The following is a 20,230-nucleotide window of genomic DNA, read 5'->3' on the forward strand; positions in this document are numbered from 1 at the left end:
TGCGACCCCGGCGCCGCCTTGTGCTGCACATAATCGGTGGTCGAGAGGTACATCAGGTCGGGCTTGAAGCTCTCCAGCAGCTTGACGCCGGCGGCGAAGACGAACTCCGACAGATCGGCCGAATAGACCGACGGCACCGGCAGGCCGACGAAGCCGAGGACGTCGTCGATGCCGTTCTCGTTCCGGTTGGCCTTGTCGGCCTTCTCCGAGGAGAAGGCGATCGCGGTGCCCGCCGAGAAGTCGAGGCCCTTGCCGAGCAGGGTCCGGAGCTTGTCCTTGGCGGTGACCATCGCGACCTTGAGGCCGGCCTGCTGGAAGGCGGCGAGGATGGTGGGAGCGCGCAGGAAGCGGGCATCGTTCATCATCACCTCTTCCTTCGCCTCGCGGTCGTAGAAGAAGTTGCCGGCGATGCCGTGCCAGGAAGGCGGGCGGCCGGTGATGATCGAGAGGTTGTTCGGGTTGGTGAAGCTCGGGATCACCGAATAGGCGTGCGTGCTCGCACCCGTCCGCATGATCCTGTCGAGGTTCGGCGTCAGCCCCCTGGCGCTGGCAGCCTCGATATAGGAAGGCTCCGAACCGTCCATGCAGATCACGACCACAGGACGAGAAGGACGGCCATAGCCACGACCGTTCACGACGACGTCAGAACCAACCGAAGAATGCATGTTCATCGTTGCCACCCTCACGCCGCCGACTTGAGGCCGACGCCCATCTCGTCGAGGACCGACGAGACGGTGGCGACGAAATTGCGCATGTCCTGCGCTCCCAGTGCCCCGATGCAGCCGATCCGGAAGCTGTCGGCCACGGTGAGCTTGCCGGGGTAGATGACGTAGCCGGCATCCTTCAGCGCGTCGTAGAAGCGCTGGAAGACGAAGCGCTTATCCTCCGGCATGTGGAAGGTGATGATGATCGGCGCCTGCCGGGCGGCGGGGAGCAGCGTGCGGAAACCGAGTTCCTGCATGCCTTCGATCAGGATACGCGCATTCTCGGCATAGCGGTCGCCGCGCCCGGCGACGCCGCCTTCCGCCCAGAATTCCTGCAGCGCCGCACGGAAGGCGACGATGACGTGGATCGGCGGGGTGAAGCGGTACTGGCCGGTGCGCTCGAAGGCGGCGTGCTGATCATGCAGGTCGAGGACGAGGGTGGTGGCGTTGCCCTTCGTCTCGGAGAGCGCGCTCTTGCGGGCGATGACGAAGCCGAGGCCGGGCACGCCCTGGATGCACTTGTTCGAGGAGGCGGCGACAGCGTCGAAATGGACGTCGCGGCTGTCGAGCGGCAGGGCGCCGAAAGCGCTCATCGAGTCGATCAGCAGGCGCCGGCCATGCCGCTTCACCAGGGTGGCAATCGCCTCGATGGGATTGCGGATGCCGCTCGTCGTCTCGCAATGGACGGCGAAGACATGGCTGATGGCGGCGTTGGCGCCGAGCAGCCGGTCGACCTCGGTCAGGTCCGGCGGCATGTCCTCGGCCGTTTCGTGGACGACGACGCCACGCCCGGCGATCTCCAGGATCCGCCTGGCGCGCTGGCCATAGGCGCCGTTGATCAGGACGAGCACCGTGCCGTCGCGGGGGACGAAGGTCGTCAGCATCGCCTCGACGGCGAAGGTGCCGGAGCCCTGCATTGGAACGGTGACGAAATCCGATCCGCCGTGGATGACCTTCGGCAGCTCGTCCATGACGGCCTTGTTGATGCCGACGAAGGTAGCGTCGCGCGAGCCCCAATCGTGGACCATGGCCTCCTTGACGGCCTTGCTGGTGGTCAGCGGCCCGGGCGTCAGGAGAAGCGGATCACCGGTTTCGGAAGCGGCGGGGCGACGGGTGGCTGCCATGGCGCGGTCTCGCTCTCTTGCGTGTCAGCGGATGAGCAGACGCTAGGTGGTGTCGATCTATCGATCCAATACGTTCTTTCCATCGATGATATTGATAGGATCTATGCCTCTTGGGTTCCTATCGCCGGGTGTCGTGCGGCCATGCCGCCTCGTATCGGCTGGTCGGAGGATCGGGCGGCGGGCGCAACGGCTGGACAGGCCCAGCGCTCTTGCGGGCGTCGCCGGGCGGAGGCCTTGTGATCAAAGTGACGTAAAGTAAATGCAATTTTCCTTGCGAGAGTATGGGAAACAGTTTCTTTATCGCATACCCCCATTTGGGGAGTTTACCCTTGGTTAGAATCGGGAATAATCCCGCCGCGGCTTTGGTGATCGGCGAATTTGATGAGCGACAGGAATACGACCGTTTGGGCTCAGCCGGCGTGCCGCCTCCGGTGTTCCATAGGTCGAAGCGGGAAGCTTGGCCGAAGTACGCCGTCGAGCAACCCGGTGAACTGTGCCCTTCAAGACTTGTATTGAGTCCCCAAAAATCAAATCAGGTAAAGCATAGAGAGCGTCGCGTGTGATCGCGCTGCACGATTCTTGAGCAGGCAACCGTCGAAATCAGAATATCTGCCGCTGCGTGCGGCCCATGGGAGTTTCCACTGATGTCCACGATCACCGTCGATTTCTCGGGCGCCACTTTCGGCCAGGTCTTCAATCCCGGAACTCTCATCGAGGCCTTCACCGTCGATGGCAATGGCGCGCGGCCGGTGAGCCCGCTCGACGCGGCTCCGGTGACGGTGACGGCGACGATCGACGGTGGGCTGGCGCCGTTCTCCTTCACCTTCAACGGGCTCAATGGCAGCCTGCCGGTCTGGGCGGCTGCGCCGACCGCCAATGATGTCTATCTGGTGGGTGGCTCAAGCTACGGCTTCAAGCTGAACTCGCCCGGAAGCGTGCCCGATTTCTCAGCTGTCGCAGCGGCGATCGCCGCCATCGATGGAGCGGACTACCCGACGCTGCAGGCCTTCTACCAGGCGGTCCTCAACGCCCAGAACGCGTTTGCGGACTGGGTCGAGCAGGTGCGCGACCTGACATTCACCAATCTCGACCTCTACTCGGGGACGGGGCAGGTCGGGACGGTCCAGTTCAGCGATCCCAGGTCCTTCGATCCGGACGACGCTGTGAATGGCGTGACGCCGGCCTATATCCTCAACCCGGCGAACAGCTTCGTCATCACCGGCTCGGCTTTCGATGACGACCTGGCCGGCGGTGCTGGCGACGACATCCTCTCCGGCGGCGATGGGGACGACGACCTGATCGGCGGCGCGGGCGCCGACGTGCTCGACGGCGGGAGCGACGATCTCGGTACTGGAGGGGGCGGCGATACTGCCTTGTATGTCAACTCCACCGCAGGCGTGACGGTTGACCTCTCGCTGGCCGGTCCCCAGGTCTCGGCCGGCGACGCAGCCGGCGACACGCTGACGGGCATCGAAAACCTCATAGGCTCGTCCTTCGACGACAAGCTGAAGGGCGACGGTGGCGTCAACCAGATCCTCGGCAATGACGGCAACGACATCATCGAAGGCGGAGCGGGAGGCGACGGGCTGGTTGGCGGGGCTGGGTCCGACACCCTGAGCTATGCCGGCTCGAGCGGGGCCGTCACTGTCAACCTCGCCACGTCGACGGCGTCGGGCGGCGACGCCACCGGGGATGTTTTCACCGGATTTGAAAGCCTGATCGGCTCGGCTCACGACGATATCCTCACCGGCGATGGCGGCGCCAATACCATCGAAGGCGGCGCCGGGGCCGATACATTGAACGGTGGGCTCGGGAACGACACGCTGAGCTATGCCGGCTCGAGCGGGGCGGTTACCGTCGATCTCGCCGTGCCGGCCGCTACGGCCGGCGGCGACGCGGACGGCGACACGTTCACGGGCTTCGAGAACCTGCTCGGTTCGGCCCAGGGCGATACGCTCTCCGGCGATGCCGGCATCAACATCATCGACGGCGGTGACGGCGACGACACCATCCGCGGCGCCGCCGGCGCCGACGTGCTGCGTGGCGGGGCGGGCAGCGACACGCTGAGCTATGTCGGCTCGATCGCGGCGGTCACCGTCAACCTTCACGCGCAAACCGCGACCGGCGGCCATGCGACCGGCGACACGATCAGCGGCTTCGAGAACGTCACCGGGTCGAGCTTCGCCGACACGATCATCGCGAGCAGCGCTGCCAATGCGATCGATGGCGGCGACGGCATCGACACCGTCAGCTACGCCAATGCCACGACCGAGGTCTGGGCCAATTTGACCGGGGGCCTGGGAGGATTCGGAGCGGCCGGCGACGTCCTGACCAATGTCGAGAATCTCATCGGCTCGGCCTTCGACGACGTCCTGGCGGGTTCCAGCGGCGCGAACACCATCGACGGCGGCGCCGGCGATGACTTCATCATCGGCGGGGCGGGCGCAGATCGTTTGACCGGCGGGTCGAACACGGCGTTCGGCGATGGCGTCGGCTATGGGGGCAGCAGCGCCGGCGTCACAGTGAATCTCGCTTTGACCACGGCGCAGGTCAGCGCCGGTGACGCGAGCGGGGATATCCTGTCGGGCATAGAGAATCTCGAAGGCTCGTTCCACGCCGATACACTGCTCGGTAATGCCGGCAACAACATGATCCGCGGCCACCAGGGCAACGACATCATCGAGGGCGGCGCGGGAGCCGACAATCTCGATGGCGGCGCCGATATCGACACCTTGCGTTACGCCGCCTCAAACGCGGCCGTGCAGATCAACCTCGCCTCGAATACCGCGGCGGGCGGCCATGCGGCCGGCGACACGATCCTGAATTTCGAGAATGTCACCGGCTCGGGCTTCAATGATGATCTCACCGGTAATGCCGGAGCGAATATCCTCGACGGCGGGGCTGGCAACGACATCCTGGAGGGCGGCGCCGGCGCCGACACGCTGAATGGCGGCGCGGGCGCCGATACGGCGCGCTATGCGGCTTCGGCTGCCAGCGTCTTCATCGAACTTAACCTGAGCGGTCCGCAGGTCAGCGGTGGCGATGCCTCCGGCGACACCCTCATCGGTATCGAGAACGTCATCGGCTCGGATTTCAACGACAACCTGTTCGGCAGCGCGGCGGCCAACAACCTGGCCGGCGGTGACGGCAACGACTTCATTGATGGTCGCGGCGGCGCCGACGTGCTCAATGGCGGCAACGGCACCGACACGCTCGCCTATCTGAATTCGGTGGCGGGTGTCATCATCAATCTCACGGCCAATACCGCGACCGGCGGCGATGCCACCGGCGATATCATCTCGAATTTCGAGAATATCCTCGGCTCCAACGCCGCCGACAGCCTCACCGGCTCCGCCGGAAACAACATGCTGAGAGGCCGTGCCGGCAACGATGTGCTCTCGGGCATGGCCGGGGACGACACGCTCTATGGCGGCGCCGGCGCGGACACGCTCAATGGTGGCGACGGTGCCGACACGGTTCGCTACGCCGACGAGCGCGAGGGGCCCGACGGCCCCGGCCAGAGCGTGGTCGTCAATCTCTCTTCGGCGGCGATCACCGTTGCCAATCCCAGCGGTTCCGGAACCGTCACCGTCGCGGCCGGCAAGGCGCTCGATACATACGGTCATACGGACACGCTCATCGGCATCGAGAGTGTGGTCGGCACCAATGCGGCCGTCGGCGACATCCTGGTCGGCAATGACGCCAACAACAGATTTTTCGGTCTTGACGGCGACGACGACTTCACCGGCGGGGCTGGTGACGACTATTTCCAAGGCGGCGCGGGCGTGGACCGCTTCGACGGCAGCTCGGTTTCCCGTGCGGGCTTCCTTGATACCGATGCCGATGAAATCGATTATCGCGCCGAAGCGACCCAAGGCGGCCGTGCCGTGCCTCCGGTCGGCATCGTCGTCGATCTCGAGGCGGGCACCGCGACCGATACCTACGGCAATGCTGAAACGCTGATCGACATCGAGGGCGTCCTTGGGACGCAGCTCGATGACACGATTTACGGTTCGAGCGAAAGCAATAATCTTCGAGGCTTCAAGGGTAACGATTTCATCGACGGCAGGGGGGGCAACGACCAGATTTACTACAATCTGGACGCGACCGGTAACCGCAGCGAAGACAATAGCACCGACGACAACGGCACGCGCGGCGTGTTGGTGAACCTCAGCGCGAATGGCATTTCCGATCTCCAGGCCGAGTATCTGGCAGGGACGGCAATCGTCTCGCCCTTCTACACCAGCATCGGCGCCGGGCAGGCTTATGACGGCTGGGGCGACACCGATACGCTGGCCAACATCGAGCGCGTCCGTGGTACCGCCCAGGGCGATATCGTCATTGGCAGCGTCCTCGACAACCGTGCCCGGCTGGGCGCCGGGGCGGATTTCTTCGACGGCGGCGCCGGCAACGACATGATCGATTTCCGGATCGATGGAACTTCCGCACTCGGCGCGGTGGTCAATCTGAACGCCGGGGCGTTCACCCTGACGGCGCAGATGCTCTCATTCGTGACCGGCGGCTATGCGCCAACGACGATCGCCGGCCAGTCCGGCCGTGATTTCTCCAATTCGATCGACGAGTTCCGCAATGTCGAGAGCGTGCGTGGCTCGGAACTCGGCGACGTGCTGATCGGCAATGGGTTAGGCAACACTCTGCATGGCGAGGCCGGCAACGACTATCTCCTCGGCGGCCTCAACGAGGACAGGTTCATCGGTGGCCAGGGCAACGACATCTTCGATGGCCGCCCGATCGACGGCTCGGGCAATCTGGTCAACGATCTCAACGATTATGACCGTGCGAATTATGGCGATGAGCAGTCTTTCGCCGGCCTCACCGGGGCGATCCTGCCGGTCGCCGTCAATCTGTCCGCTGTCGCCAGGACGGTGACATTGGCCGGTGTCGGCTCCGTCACCCTCGCTGCTGGCACGGCGCGCGACATCTTCGGAGGCACCGATACGCTGCTCGACATCGAGGAAGTCATCGGCACGAACGGCAACGACGTCATCATCGGCAGCAGCACCGCTAACCTCGACTACGAAGGCTTCTTCGGCCTCGCCGGCAACGACGTGATCGAAGGTGGCACGGGGGGCTTCGACCAGGTCCGCTACGATCTGGATTGGAGCATGCGGCCACAGGTTTTCATCACCCCCACATATGGGGTGATCGTCAATCTCTCCGCTGCCACAGTGGTCGTTACCCCGCTCGGGAACCCCAGCGTCACAATTGCCGCGGGGCGTGCGCGTGATCTCTTCGGCGGCATCGATACGCTCAGCGGCATTGAAGGCGTGCGCGGCTCGCATCTGAACGACTACTTCTACGGCGGAGCCGGCGACGAGTACTTCCGCGGCATGGACGGCGCCGATTACATCAAGGGCGGTGCCGGCTTCGACTATGCCGATTACCGGTCGGATTCGGCGAATGGCGGCACGCAAGGCGTCATCGCCAACCTGTCCGATACCGACGTCACCGCAGAAGGAAGCTTCGGAGGGGTCACGGTCGGGGCGGGCTTTGCTCGCGACGGCTTCGGCTCCTTCGACGAACTGGTCGAGATCGAAGGCATCGTCGGCAGCGACAACAACGACTTCGTCATGGGCAGCGCAGCGAACAACGAGCTCAGAGGCCGCAATGGCGACGACGTCCTGATCGGCGAAGACGGCGATGATCGCCTCTTCGGTGACGCCGGTAACGATGCGCTGGACGGCGGCGCGGGCGAGGATTGGCTCTATGGCGGCAATGGCGATGATATCCTCCACGCTGGCGCTGCCTACGACGTCATGATCGGCGGTGCAGGCTTCGACGTGTTCGACGGCACCTCCGCCGGGCCAAGCGATCCGGAAGACTTCGACGCCGTCCGCTACGACCTCGATGGCGGATTCCAGGGCGTGGTCGTCAACCTGCTCACCGGTGTCGCGACCGATACTTTCGGCAATACCGATCTGCTGATCGACATCGAGGAGGTGCTGGGCACGGGCTTCGCCGACCGGTTGACCGGCGGCAATGTGGCCAACAACGATTTCGAGATGTTCTACGGCCTGGCGGGCTCCGACCGGATCGACGGCGGGACCGGCTTCGACGAGGTGCGCTACGACAAGGATGCCGCCAATGGTGGCACCAGCGGCATCATCGCCGATCTGCAAGCCGGCACGATCAGGGATGGCTTCGGCCACGTCGATATCGTGCGCAATATCGAGGGCATTCGCGGCACCCAGTCCGTCGATATCATGAACGGGGACGACGGCAACAACCGCTTCCGCGGTCTTGGCGGAGCCGACGTCATCGATGGCCGTGGCGGCATCGATACCGTCGACTACAGCCGGGATGCCGCGAATGGCGGCGGTCTCCAGGGCGTCACCGTCAATCTGGCGACGGGGATCGGAAAGGACGGCTTCGGCCATCAGGACCTGATCTTCAACGTCGAGAACGTGATCGGCACCGACGTCGCCGATCAACTGACCGGCTCGAGCGGCGCCAACAAGCTTGATGGCCGCGGCGGAAATGACGTGCTGGTCGGCGGGCTTGGTGCCGATACGTTGGTCGGCGGTGCCGGCAACGACATCTTCCGCTTCACCAACGTTGCCGATGGCGGCGATTTCATCTGGGATTTCGCCAAGGGCCAGGATCGCGTCCAGATCTCTGCCTCCGGCTTCGCCGGGGCCGGCCTCGTCGGCTCGGCGGCGGGGACCATGGTGACTGCCGCACAGTTCCTGTCCGTGGCCTCCGGGCACGCCGCGACCACGGCGGGGCAGCGCTTCATCTACGACCAGTCGACCGATCAGCTCTGGTTCGACAGGAACGGCAGCGCGGCCGGCGGTGACGTCCTGGTTGCGACTTTCACCAACAATCCGAACATCACCAATACGGACCTGTTCCTGATCCTCTGAGGTCCAATACGATCAGCTGGCATCGCCGGCTGATCGGCAAGGCCATCTCCAGCCGAGATCGAAAGCCGGGTCCGATCGGATCCGGCTTTCGCGTGCTTGATGAGCTGCGATCCGCCGCCGATGAGCTCTTCAGCTCGCCTGTGGGCAGGGCCATCGTCGAGTCGTTGTGACCGGTTAGAGCCGTCAGCTCGGAGCTTGCGGCGTCATCACGCCGGCGAAGAATGTGGTGAGGCCGGTATGGTCGTCGAGCGGCAGCACGTTCGCGACGTATTGGTCGGGTCGCACGATCACCAGACAGCCGCGCCCGCGGTCGATGCCGCGCAGGTCGAAGATGTCGTGGCCGCTTTTGAGGTCGGGGCAGAACACCTTCTCATAGTCGATCAGGCCGAGACGGCCTTTGCGCGGCAGAAGCAGGCTCGGCAGGGTCTCGAGCGCGACCTCGCGATGCGGCTGCTGGAGGATCGCGCGCAGGTCGATCACCGAGTCGATATCGTCTCCCGGCTTGGCGTAACGGCGTAGCGGCGACGAGGGTGAAGCCGCAAGGGCGTCGCACAGCGCACGCAGGCGCGATGCCGACGAGGATGGATCTGTCCGGTCGGCGAAGGCGTAGAGGCGCCAGCGGCCATCGGCCTGCGCGACATGGCCGAGCTCTACCGGCTTGGCGTCGCCGAGGCGGATCACCGGTGCGGACTGGAAGCGCGCGCCGATCGGAAGTCCCGTCGCCAGGTCGGCGTGAGTGGGCTCGCCGGTCAAGGAAGAGGGCGCGTAGCGGGTCGCGGTGCCCGCGGTGTAGCGGCCATGCCTGACGAAATAGGCCTCGACCTCCTTGGGATCGACCCCCTCGCCGCCGTCCCAGGCTTTCAGGGGCGCGCTCAGCATCTTCGCCCATTCGCGGTCGAAGTCGATCAGCTCCTTTGCGATCGCCTGGCGTTCGGCCGAGTAGCTGTGCAGCAGCTCGGGCGGGCATTGCCCGCGCAGGACCGCCGCCAGCTTCCAGCCGAGATTGAAGGCGTCCTGCATCGAGACGTTCATGCCCTGACCGGCTTTCGGGCTGTGGGTGTGACAGGCGTCTCCGGCGATGAAGACGGCAGGCAGGCGCTGCCCGGCCTCCCCCTCCGGCACGTCGTCGAACTTGTCGCAGAGGCGCTGGCCGATCTCGTAGACCGACCACCAGGCGACCTCCTTCACCTCGAACGCATACGGGCGCAGGATGCGCTGCGCCGCGGCGATGAGATGCTCCACGCCGATATTGCGGCTCGCGACCCGCTCGTTCTCGCTGAGCTTGTCGAGCTCGACATAGATGCGGATCAGATAACCGCCCTCGCGCGGGATGATGATGATCGTGCCTTCGCCGGCGGACTGGATCAGCGCCTTCAGCCGCACATCCGGGAAATCGGTGACGGCGAGCACGTCCATCACGCCCCAGGCCTGGTTGGCGGAATCGCCCTCCAGCGTCCGCCCGATCGACTTGCGCACGGCGCTGCGGGCGCCATCGCAGCCGACGACATAGCGGGCCCTGATGGTCTCGACCTTGCCCTCATGCGCGGGGTCGACACGCTCAAGCTTTACAGTCACCGGATGGGATGACGCGTTGTCGATCTGCAGATCGACGAGGCGCCGGGAATAATCGGGCTCCAGCCGGCTCGGCGAGCGCCGCATTACGCCGAGGAAGAAGTCGTGGATCCGTGCCTGATTGAGGATCACATGCGGGAATTCGGACAGCCCGTCCTCGACGTCCTGAATGCGGCCGCTGCGGGTGATCGCCTCCGGTCGCGAGGCATCAGGCTTCCAGAAGACGGTCTCGTTGACCCAATAGCTTTCCTTCAGGACCCGCTCGGAGAAGCCGAAGGCATCGAACATCTCGATGGTGCGGCAGGCGATGCCATCCGCCTGGCCCAGCTCAAGCGGCCCCGGCTTCTGCTCGACGATCCGTGTGGTGATCTCGGGAAAGGCGGCCAGTTGCGCTGCCAGTGTCAGTCCGGCCGGGCCGCAGCCGACGATCAGCACGTCGACCTCCTGCGGCAGGGAGCTGCCGCCCGACGGTGCGGCGAGGCCGCTGGCAGGCTCGGACACGCCGGGATCGCCGGTCCGAAAACCGTTGAGATGGAATTGCATGCAGGCCACCTTCTGCGAGGCAGGATGGATCGGGTTGGTTTTGACGCGGCCGGCGCCTCAGCGCCGGCGCGAGCGGGCCTGTTCGAGCCACATCTCCCAGGGGCGATGGACCTGCGCCTCGATGCTGGCGACGCAGGCGCGGCTCTCGCCCTCGGTGAGATAGGTGACCTCGCCGAGCTGCATCGCCTGGAGCTGGTAGCGCGCATTGAGCTCGGCATAGACGGCCCGGTAGACCGCCTGCTTGATCGAGTAGCCGACCACGGTCGAGCCATGGCCGCGCATCAGCACGATGTCATGGCCGTCGAAATGCTCTGCCAGCGCCCGGCCGAGATGGTTGTTGCTGATCAGCAGGTCGGTGGCGTCGCCGCCGGCCTCGCGGATCTCGAAGACGGGCGCGCCCTGGCCGACGAAGCCCGCCATGTGGAACATCGCCCGCAGGCGCGTGCCTTTGACGACGCTGAGCGGCACGATCGAATGCGAGTGGCTGTGGATGACGGCCATCACATCGGGGCGCCTGCGGAAGATCTCGGCGTGGATGAAGCGTTCGAGATAGACCTTGCGGCCATTGGCATTGACCGCCTCGCCGTCGAGCGTGAACTCGACGATGTCGTCGGCCGCGACCCGGCTCGGGGCCATGTTGCGGGCGAGCAGGAAGCGGTCCGGCCGCTTGTCATGGCGCACGCTGACATGGCCGAAGGCATCGACGACGCCCTGGTCGAACAGGATGTGATTAGCGGCAACGAGCTCCTCGACGATCTCGGGCGAGGGCGCGACCGAGGCGACGGCCGTGTCAGTTACGTCGACGGCGATGGGATGGTTGCCATGATCCGAGGTGCACATTGCTCTCTCTCCGAAATCGCCTTGATCGACAGTCTGCAGGCAGGCCCTGCCGATCGGGCGGCCGGGCCGCCGAACCGGGCAGTGGATCAGAGAAGCGGATAAGCAGCCCGTGCTGGCAGCGCCCGGTTTCCGCGACCGGAAACCGTTGAGGCATCCTCCCATCCGGCGATCTCTGATAAATCGTCCGTATACTGATTAACAGGATACTCCCAGATTTTCGGCTGTCAACTATGCCTGAAGGGCCGGTCTCCGAGTGTTCGGCCCGTAGGGGAAACGGGACGCTTTGACCGCTTACGGACTGAAAGCATACGATCTATAGCCAAGATGCGGCGATCGAGCCGAGCAGGATTCGCCTGACGAAGAGCCGGCGGCACGAACATTCGAGCGGCAGATCCACCCTCCGCCCACCAAGGCAAAGCGACGATGTCGACTGACGATATCTATCATATGCCCGGTCATCTCATCCGGCGCGCCCAACAGATCGCCGTCTCGCTCTTCCTCGAGGAATGCGCGCCGGTCGATCTCACCCCCGTCCAGTTCGCGGCGCTGGTCACGGTGCGCGACAATCCCGGCATCGACGCGACCCGCCTCTCGGCCCTCGTCGCCTTCGACCGCTCGACGCTCGGCAATGTGCTGGAACGGATGGAAGCGAAGGAACTGATCCAGCGTTCGGGCAGCAAGGACGACAAGCGCATCAAGGTTCTGCATCTGTCGCCGAAGGGCGAGCGCATCCTGCAGGAAGCCGGGCCGCTGGCGCTGCGGGCGCAGGAGCGTATCCTCGCCCCGCTCGCGCCGGAGGATCGCGAGGCCTTCATGCGCATGCTCGCGCAGCTCGTCGAGCTCAACAACGAAGCCTCGCGCGTGCCGCTGCGACTGGACGCAGTGCGCTCTTCCGACGCCGCCTGAGGGCGCGACTTCTTCCGAACTCGCGATTGGACCGAAGCTGCTGCGTGAAGTCCGCTTCGTCGGGTTCGGGTAGTTCGTCGTTTGACAGTGCCAAGATACGGTGCATACTGATAATAAGTATGCGGTCTTATCTTGATTGCTGGTCGGGCTTGCCGTGTGGTGGCCGATCGAAGCGGGAACGGGACCGCCGACCATCCTTTCGAATCGAACCTGAGAACCGCGAGCAACGCGGCCCTATCCGGAGGAAATCAGGTGATCATCACACGACGTGCCGCCCTGATCGGGCTCGCTGGCGCTGCGCTTGCGCCCCGCGCTGCCTTGGCCCAACGCAAGGTCGTCAGGCTGATCGTGCCCGCTGCGGCGGGCGGGGCGATCGACGTGATCGGGCGACTCTACGCCCAGCGCATCGCGCCGGCGCTCGACGAATCCTGGGTCATCGAGAACAAGGCCGGCGCCAGCAACACGCTCGGCGCCGCCGAGGTCGCTCGGGCCACGCCGGATGGCACGACCTATCTGACCAATGCCGACATCCACATCATGGCCAAGCATGTGATGCGCAGCGTGTCCTATGATCCGCTGGCGGACTTCACGCCGATCTCGCGCTTCGCGATGTCGCCGATGGTGCTGATCGGCTCGACCAAGACGCCCGAGACTCTGCCGGCGCTGATCGCGCAGATGAAGGCGAAGCCGACCGAATACACCTTCGCCAATTCCGGGCTGGGCAGCATGGGTCATCTCGCGACCGAGAGCTTCAAGCTCCGCACCGGCACGAGTGCCGAGCTGGTCAATTATCGCGGCACGGCCCCGGCGATCACCGATGTCGTCGCCGGCCAGGTGCAGCTGATGGTCGCTCCGCTCGGCTCGGCCCTGTCCTTCATCACCGATGGCAAGATGCGCGCCTTCGCGATCATGGGCGCGCAACGCAGCAAACTCCTGCCGAATGTGCCGACCGCCGGCGAGCAGGGACTGGCCGATCTCAACTTCACGCTCTGGTACGGCTTGTGGGGCCCGAAGGGGCTGCCGGCCGAGACGGTGCAGCGCGTCAACGCGACGGTGCAGGCGGCTTCCAAGGATCGCGAGATCGTCGAGAAGCTGACCGCGCTCGGCGCGGAAGCCGTGACCGAGGATCCGGCGAGCTTCGCCAAGTTCATCGAGACCGAAATCCAGCGCGCCAACCGCGTGGTCGAGCAGGCCGGCATCAAGCCGGGCTGACCGGGCAGCTCGGTACCGATCTTCCAAGAGCGGGCGTTGAAAACAGCCGATCACGCTTCGCATCGTCCTGCAGATCGACTACGCTGTCTAAAATCTGAGATTCAGATGATGCGGCGGATGAGGTCGGCTGGATGGCAATCCGGTTCAATGAAATCGGTGAGCGGCTGAAGGCCTACCGTCTGGGGCGGGGCCTCCAGGCCGAGGATGTCGCCGAACAGCTCGGGATTTCGCGAGCGGCGGTCTACCGGATCGAGGCCGGAGGCGTCGTCAAGATCGAGACGTTGGAGCGGCTGGCGACGCTGCTGGAGACGACCGTCGCCTCGCTGCTCGGGGCAGGGGTGGAGTATTACTCCAGCCCGGTCAGCTATTTCGAGCGCATGCGGCAGATCGAGGAGCAGGCCGACCAGGTCGTCGCGCATTTCCCGCCGCTGTCCTATCTGCTGACTTCGGACGATTATTCCGGCTACCTGCGGCAAACCCTGGTCGAGGCGTTGCCGCCTCATATCGCGCGCGAGCAGGCGGTGGCGGAGATCGATGCGATCATCGCGATCCTCAACGAGCGCAAGACAGCACGCAAGCGCCGCCGCTTGAGCGTCGTCAACTTCGTCAACGTCCTCGAGATCGAGCGCTGGCTGAAGCTCGGCGTCGTCGGCAGCTTCAACCTGCCGGCGGCCGAACTGGTCCGGCGTCGCCAAGCGGCGCGCACCGAGGTCGAGCACCTGATCGGGCTAATCGAAAGCGAGCCGATGGGCGTGCAGATCGGCCTGATCGAAGAGACGCTGCCGAACATCACTTTCCAGCTCTTCCGCACCGCCGAGAAGACCCTGCTGGGGCTGAGCCCGTTCCGGCTGGGCGGCGAATTGCCGAATCTCCGCTCCGGCATCGCCATGCTGACCGCGGACGAGGAGCCGGTGCGGCTCTATGAGGAGATCGCCGACGGGCTCTGGCGCCGCGCCCTCAAGGGTAGCGATGCCGGAGCCGTCCTGCGGGCTGCCCTCGACCGGTCCGGGATCGCGCAGCCGCCGATGACGGAGCCGTCTTCGGAGCTGGTCTGATGCCGACATGGCGTCTGTCGCAAAATTGAGATTGTTCTTGCAATTGAGATTTTGGCGTGAGATAGAGTGATCACGCAACGGCATCGGGCTTCCGATGTCCTTGCGAATTTCTCGCGGCCGAGCCTGACGCCTTGGCTGCCAAGCGGCGCGGCAAGCGCCCTGAGAATGCGGGCGAGCGCCCAAACTCCGATGAGATCAAACCGGCCGACAGCCGCGCGCGGAAGCGCGCGCTGGTGCTTTGGCGTTTTTGGTACGCACCGCAAAGAAAAGCAGAAACGGGGGACTTCGCCGTGAGTGACAACCAGGCCGCCGTCGGCGGCTCCATTGCCCTATCCGCTCCGACCGAGGTCGACAGCAAGGCCCGCAAAGCCCTGTGGGGTGCAGCCATCGGCTATGCCATGGACGGCTTCGACCTCCTGATCCTCGGCTTCATGCTGCGGACGATCTCGGCCGACCTGCAGTTGACGCAGGGCCAGGCCGCCTCGCTCGTCACCGCCACGCTGGTCGGCGCCGTACTGGGCGGCATCGGCTTCGGCATGCTGTCGGACCGCATCGGCCGCGTCCGCGTCCTGACCTGGACGATCGTGCTCTTCGCCGTCTTCACCGGCATGTGTGCGCTGGCGCAAGGCTATTGGGACCTTCTGATCTACCGCACCATCGCCGGCCTCGGCCTCGGCGGCGAATTCGGCATCGGCATGGCCCTGGTCGCCGAAGCCTGGCCGGCCTCGAAGCGGGCGCGTGCCTCTTCCTATGTCGGCCTCGGCTGGCAGGTCGGCGTGCTCGCGGCCGCGATCGCGACGCCGCTCCTGCTGCCGACGATCGGCTGGCGCGGCATGTTCGCCATCGGCATCCTGCCGGCGGTCGCGGCCTATTTCATCCGCCATTCGCTGCATGAGCCCGAGGTCTTCGTCGCCCGCAGCAAGGACCGGCCGAAGGAATCGGCGCTGCGCCTGCTGGTCAAGGACTGGGACACCACCAAGCTGAGCCTCGGCATGGTCGTGCTCTGCTCGGTCCAGAACTTCGGCTATTACGGCGTCATGATCTGGTTGCCAAACTATCTGGCGACCCGTTTCGGCTTCGCCCTGACGCAGTCCGCCGTCTGGACCTCCGTCACCATCGCCGGCATGGCGGTCGGCATCTACGCCTTCGGCCATATCGCCGACCGTATCGGACGCCGCCCGGCCTTCTTCGGCTACATGCTCGGCGCTGCCGTGATGGTCATCGTCTATTCGCGGCTGACCGATCCGTTCCAACTCCTGGTCGCGGGTGCGGTGATGGGCTTCTTCGTCAACGGCATGCTCGGCGGCTATGGCGCGCTGATCAGCGAGCTGTTCCCGACCGCCGCCCGGGCGACGGCGCAGAACGTGCTGTTCAATATCGGGCGCGGCGTCGGCGGCTTCGGTCCGCTCGTGGTCGGGACGATCGCGGCGGCCTACAGCTTCGAGATGGCGATCGCCCTGCTGGCGACGCTCTATGTGCTCGACATCCTCGCCATGTGGTTCCTGATCCCGGAACGGCGTGGCGCCGAGCTCTCCTGAGCGCATCGCCATGTCGATCCAGCACGATCAGTCGCAGGCCGCGCGCTCCGGCGCGGCCATCGGAGGCGATGCCTGCTCTGCTGCACCGTGGAAAGCGAGCATCGTCGCCGAGCTCGCCGAGGTCGTCCGCAACGAGGCTGTGAACGCCGAATACCGGCACCTCGTGGTCAATTGCAGCGAGGAGGCCGCCGCGGCCCAGCCGGGGCAGTTCTTCCAGCTCCTCTGCCCGCAGCCGGAGGGCGAGCAGCCCTTCCTGCGCCGGCCGATGAGCCTCTACGGCGCCGATCCCGACAAGCGCCAGGTCGAGTTCCTCTACAAGGTGACCGGCGCCGGCACGCGCGGGCTCGACATGCTGAAGCCGGGCGACGGGCTCGACATCATGGGCCCGCTCGGCGTCGGCTTCACGCTGGATCCGAGCTGGCGCCACATCGTCGCCGTCGGGCGCGGGGCAGGGTTGGCGACGCTCGCTCCGCTCGCCAAAGCTGCGAAGGCCAATGGTACGCAGGTGACGGCTGTCTTCAGTGCGAGGCGGCCAGAGCTCCTCGTCTCGGTCGATCTGTTCCATCGCCATGGTGCCGACGTCATCGCCGTCACCGATTCCGAAGCGACCAGCGGGCCCGCCAATGTCGAGCGCATCCTGCGCCGCCATATCGCGGAAGGGCGCTGCGATGCCTTCTTCACCTGCGGCTCGAGCCGGCTGATGCGGGTGCAGCAGCGCCTGGCGCGAGAGTTCCGACTGCCCGGCCAGGTCGCGATGGAGCAGCAAATGGCCTGCGGAATCGGGCTTTGCTACTGCTGCGTCCGCGACTTCAACGTCAATGGCGAGATCGTCAACCGGCGCGTCTGCTGGAACGGCCCGGTCTTCGACCTGATGGAGGCGCTGCCATGAGCGCTACAAGCACGATCGACCTCTCCGTCAGGATCGGCGGGCTGACCCTGCGCAATCCGGTCATGCCGGCGTCCGGCACCTTCGCCGAGGGGCTGGAGAAGGTGATGGATTTCAACCGGCTCGGCGCCTTCGTCACCAAGACGATCACGCGCGAACTGCGCGCCGGCAATCCGCTGCCGCGGGTGGTCGAGCGGCCGGGCGGGCTGATCAACGCCATCGGCATCCCATCCAGGGGTGTGCCCTACTTCATCGAGAAGACGATGCCGCATTATGCGGTTTACGACACGCCGCTGGTCGTCTCGATCTCGGCGCCGACGGCGGAAGGCTTCGCCAGCCTCGCCGCGGAGCTCTCGATCCCCGGCATCTCCGCGATCGAAGCCAACATCTCCTGTCCGAACATCGAGGAGGACGGCAAGGCCTTCGCGATGCGGGCCGAGTCGACCGAAAAGGTGACACGCGAATTGCGCAAGGCGACGGCGCTGCCGCTCTGGGTCAAGCTCACGCCCAATACCGGCGACGTGCCCGAGGTGGCCCGCGCCGCCGAGGCCGCTGGCGCCGACGCAGTCGTGGTCGCCAACACCATCCTGTCGATGGCGATCGACTTGAAAAGCTTCAAGCCCTGCCTCGGCAACATCATGGGCGGTCTGTCGGGTCCGGCGATCAAGCCGATCGTGCTGCGCCAGGTCTTCCAATGCGCCAAGGCGGTGACGATCCCGGTGATCGGCTGCGGCGGCATCTCCACCGCCGATGACGCGATCGAATATATGCTCGCCGGTGCCAGCGCCGTGCAAATCGGCACCGCGACCTTCCTGCAGCCGGCGGCGATGACGACGATCATCGACGGGCTAGAGTACTTCTGCCTGCGCCGCGAAATCCCGCGCGTCGCCGATCTGATCCATGGCGTCGTGATCGAGGAGGCCGACGAGCCCGACCTCGCCTGGCTGGATCCGGCCTCGTGAGCGCGCAGGCGGCCGAGATGCGCAATGTCTTCAGCGGCGACGAGGGCGACCGGGCCCTCACTGAGGCGCTGTTCGACAGCTTGCGGGAGGCGACGGGCGACGGCGTCGGCATCACCCGCGAGGCCTATAGCGAGCGTGAATCGCTGGCGCTCGATATCGTCGAGGCCAAGGCGCGCGAACTCGGCTTTGCGACTGAGCGCGACGCTGGCGCCAATCTCGTCGTCACACTGACGGGGAGGGAGCCGGAGCTGCCCTTCCTCGCCTGCGGCTCGCATCTCGATTCCGTGCCGCAGGGCGGGAATTTCGACGGCGCCGCCGGCGTCATCGCAGGGCTCGCCATCATCGCGCGCTTCAAGGAAGAGGGTTTTGTCCCGCGCCGGACGATCAAAGTCTACGCGCTGCGCGGCGAGGAAAGCTCCCGCTTCGGCCGGGCCTATATGGGCTCCAGCGCCCTGTTCGGGAAACTCTCGGCCGCCGACCTTTCCGTGCGCGATCATGCCAGCGGGCGGACGCTGGCGGAGTGCATGGCCTCCGTCGGGGTCGACATGGCCCGCGTCGAGAAGGGGCAGCCGCTGCTCGATTCGGCCACCGTTGCGGCCTGGATCGAACTGCATATCGAGCAGGGGCCGGTTCTGGTCGCCCGAGACCTGCCCGTCGGCATCGTCACCGGCATCAGGGGCAATATCCGGCATCGGCAGGTCGAATGCCTCGGCGAGGCCGGCCATTCCGGTGCGGTGCCGCGCTGGCTCAGGCGCGATGCGGTCTTCGCCACCGCCGAACTGATCACCCATCTCGACCGGCACTGGCGCACCTTGCTGGAACGCGGCCGCGATGTGGTCGTGACGGCGGGTGTGCTCGGCACCGATCCGCAGGAGCACGCCATCGCGCGCATTCCCGGCACGGTGCGCTTCTCCTTCGAGGTGCGCAGCCAGAGCCGCGAGACGCTGGAGGCCTTCTACGACCTCTTCCTCTCGGAATGTGGCCTGATCGGCGAGGAGAGGGGGGTCGAGTTCCGCGTCGACCGCCGGCTCGAATCCGCACCCGCGGTGATGGATGCCGGCTGGGTCGCCAGGTTGAAGAGCGCCGCCCGCAATCTTGGCCTGCCCGATGAGGACATCCCGAGTGGGGCCGGCCATGATGCGGCCGTCTTCGCCAATGCCGGCATCCCCAGCGCGATGATCTTCGTGCGCAACCAGAACGGATCGCATAATCCGCAGGAGGCGATGGCGATCGACGATTTCCTCGCCGGGATCGCGGTGATGCGGGACGCCATCAGGGAGGCTGTGCGATGAGCGCGAACGAGACCGGCCGCGAGGTCGCAGAGCTGCTGTTCAGGGCCGGCGCCGTCCATGTCAGCCGCCAGCAGCCCTTCATCCTGGCGGCCGGCTGGGCGAGCCCGGTCTATGTCGATGTCCGCCTACTGCTCGGCGATCCCGAATTGCGCCAGGCGGTCAGCGATCTCGCCGCCCACTATGCCGGCGCGGCCTTTCCGCCGGACAGCTTTGACGCGATCGCCGGCGCCGAGACGGCCGGCATCCCCTTCGCGGCCTGGCTCGCCGACCGGCTGGCGCTGAAACTGCGTTATGTCCGCAAGCGCCCGCTCGGCATCGGCCGCAACGCCCAGGTCGAGGGCGGGCCGGTCGAGGGCCTGCGCGTCCTGTTGATGGACGACCTGACCACCGATGGCGGCAGCAAGCTCAACTTCGCTCGCGGCCTCCGCTCGGCGGGGGCTGTGGTCGAGCATGTCCTGACGATTTTCTACCACGATGCCTTCCCGGGCGCCGATGCCCGGCTCAAGGAAGCGGGCCTGACACTGCACGCCCTGGCGAACTGGGGCGATGTCCTGCGTGCCGGTGCCGATAACGGGCTCGTCCCGGAGGATCGCGCCGAGATCGAGCGGTTCCTGGCCGATCCCGTGGCCTGGTCGACCCGGCATGGCGGTCGCGCCAGCCTTGCTCCCAGGACCTGAAGCCGGAACGATCAGGTGATGGCGCGAGATCGAGA

At 65.7% G+C, this 20,230-nt stretch carries 13 protein-coding genes; 9 read left to right on the forward strand and 4 right to left on the reverse strand.

What is annotated here, in order from left to right; translation table 11 throughout:
* Positions 1 to 671, reverse strand: a 671-nt coding sequence (locus tag ACQKLX_RS08460; RefSeq protein WP_427361141.1) for an alkaline phosphatase family protein, incomplete at its 3' end; no start/stop codon positions are given.
* An 11-nt stretch (positions 672 to 682) separates the two neighbouring features.
* Complete coding sequence (locus tag ACQKLX_RS08465) at positions 683 to 1,828, reverse strand: 2-aminoethylphosphonate--pyruvate transaminase (protein WP_427361142.1); 1,146 nt, start codon at positions 1,826 to 1,828, stop codon at positions 683 to 685.
* Positions 1,829 to 2,472: 644 nt separating this feature from the next.
* Here ACQKLX_RS08465 and ACQKLX_RS08470 point away from each other — a divergent pair.
* The gene (locus ACQKLX_RS08470; protein WP_427361143.1) at positions 2,473 to 8,712 is read left to right on the forward strand and encodes a hypothetical protein; all 6,240 of its coding nucleotides are present in this window, start codon (positions 2,473 to 2,475) and stop codon (positions 8,710 to 8,712) included.
* Positions 8,713 to 8,895: 183 nt separating this feature from the next.
* Here the strand turns inward: ACQKLX_RS08470 and ACQKLX_RS08475 are convergent, their stop codons facing one another.
* Positions 8,896 to 10,827 (reverse strand): FAD-binding monooxygenase, encoded by a 1,932-nt coding sequence (locus tag ACQKLX_RS08475; RefSeq protein WP_427361144.1) that lies wholly within the window; start codon positions 10,825 to 10,827, stop codon positions 8,896 to 8,898.
* Between the two features lie 57 nt (positions 10,828 to 10,884).
* Positions 10,885 to 11,667: a class II aldolase/adducin family protein gene (locus ACQKLX_RS08480; RefSeq protein ID WP_427361145.1), complete on the reverse strand. Its 783-nt coding sequence runs from the start codon at positions 11,665 to 11,667 to the stop codon at positions 10,885 to 10,887.
* Positions 11,668 to 12,090: 423 nt separating this feature from the next.
* On the opposite strand from ACQKLX_RS08480, the gene ACQKLX_RS08485 reads away from it, so the two are divergent.
* The 8 genes from ACQKLX_RS08485 to ACQKLX_RS08520 all read left to right on the forward strand — a co-directional run bounded on the left by ACQKLX_RS08485 (position 12,091) and on the right by ACQKLX_RS08520 (position 20,195).
* Positions 12,091 to 12,573 carry a MarR family winged helix-turn-helix transcriptional regulator gene (locus tag ACQKLX_RS08485; RefSeq protein WP_427361146.1) on the forward strand — a complete coding sequence of 161 codons (483 nt, stop codon included), beginning with the start codon at positions 12,091 to 12,093 and terminating at the stop codon, positions 12,571 to 12,573.
* Between the two features lie 252 nt (positions 12,574 to 12,825).
* A complete protein-coding gene (locus tag ACQKLX_RS08490) occupies positions 12,826 to 13,785 on the forward strand; it encodes a Bug family tripartite tricarboxylate transporter substrate binding protein (RefSeq protein WP_427361147.1) in 960 nt (319 codons plus the stop codon).
* Between the two features lie 131 nt (positions 13,786 to 13,916).
* A complete protein-coding gene (locus ACQKLX_RS08495) occupies positions 13,917 to 14,840 on the forward strand; it encodes a helix-turn-helix domain-containing protein (RefSeq protein ID WP_427361148.1) in 924 nt (307 codons plus the stop codon).
* Between the two features lie 290 nt (positions 14,841 to 15,130).
* Positions 15,131 to 16,378: an MFS transporter gene (locus ACQKLX_RS08500; protein WP_427361149.1), complete on the forward strand. Its 1,248-nt coding sequence runs from the start codon at positions 15,131 to 15,133 to the stop codon at positions 16,376 to 16,378.
* A 10-nt stretch (positions 16,379 to 16,388) separates the two neighbouring features.
* Positions 16,389 to 17,267 (forward strand): dihydroorotate dehydrogenase electron transfer subunit, encoded by an 879-nt coding sequence (locus ACQKLX_RS08505; protein ID WP_427361150.1) that lies wholly within the window; start codon positions 16,389 to 16,391, stop codon positions 17,265 to 17,267.
* Entirely contained in the window at positions 17,264 to 18,226 is a 963-nt protein-coding gene (locus ACQKLX_RS08510) for a dihydroorotate dehydrogenase (protein ID WP_427361151.1), read from the forward strand. The genes ACQKLX_RS08505 and ACQKLX_RS08510 overlap by 4 nt, the downstream gene beginning before the upstream one ends.
* Positions 18,223 to 19,518 (forward strand): Zn-dependent hydrolase, encoded by a 1,296-nt coding sequence (locus ACQKLX_RS08515; protein WP_427361152.1) that lies wholly within the window; start codon positions 18,223 to 18,225, stop codon positions 19,516 to 19,518. Before ACQKLX_RS08510 ends, ACQKLX_RS08515 begins: the two co-directional genes overlap by 4 nt.
* Positions 19,515 to 20,195, forward strand: coding sequence for an orotate phosphoribosyltransferase (locus ACQKLX_RS08520; RefSeq protein ID WP_427361153.1), 681 nt, complete (start codon positions 19,515 to 19,517; stop codon positions 20,193 to 20,195). Before ACQKLX_RS08515 ends, ACQKLX_RS08520 begins: the two co-directional genes overlap by 4 nt.
* Positions 20,196 to 20,230: the final 35 nt, after the last annotated feature.

The sequence above is a fragment of the Allobosea sp. NPDC003192 genome (assembly GCF_050275675.1).
GTDB lineage: Bacteria > Pseudomonadota > Alphaproteobacteria > Rhizobiales > Beijerinckiaceae > Allobosea.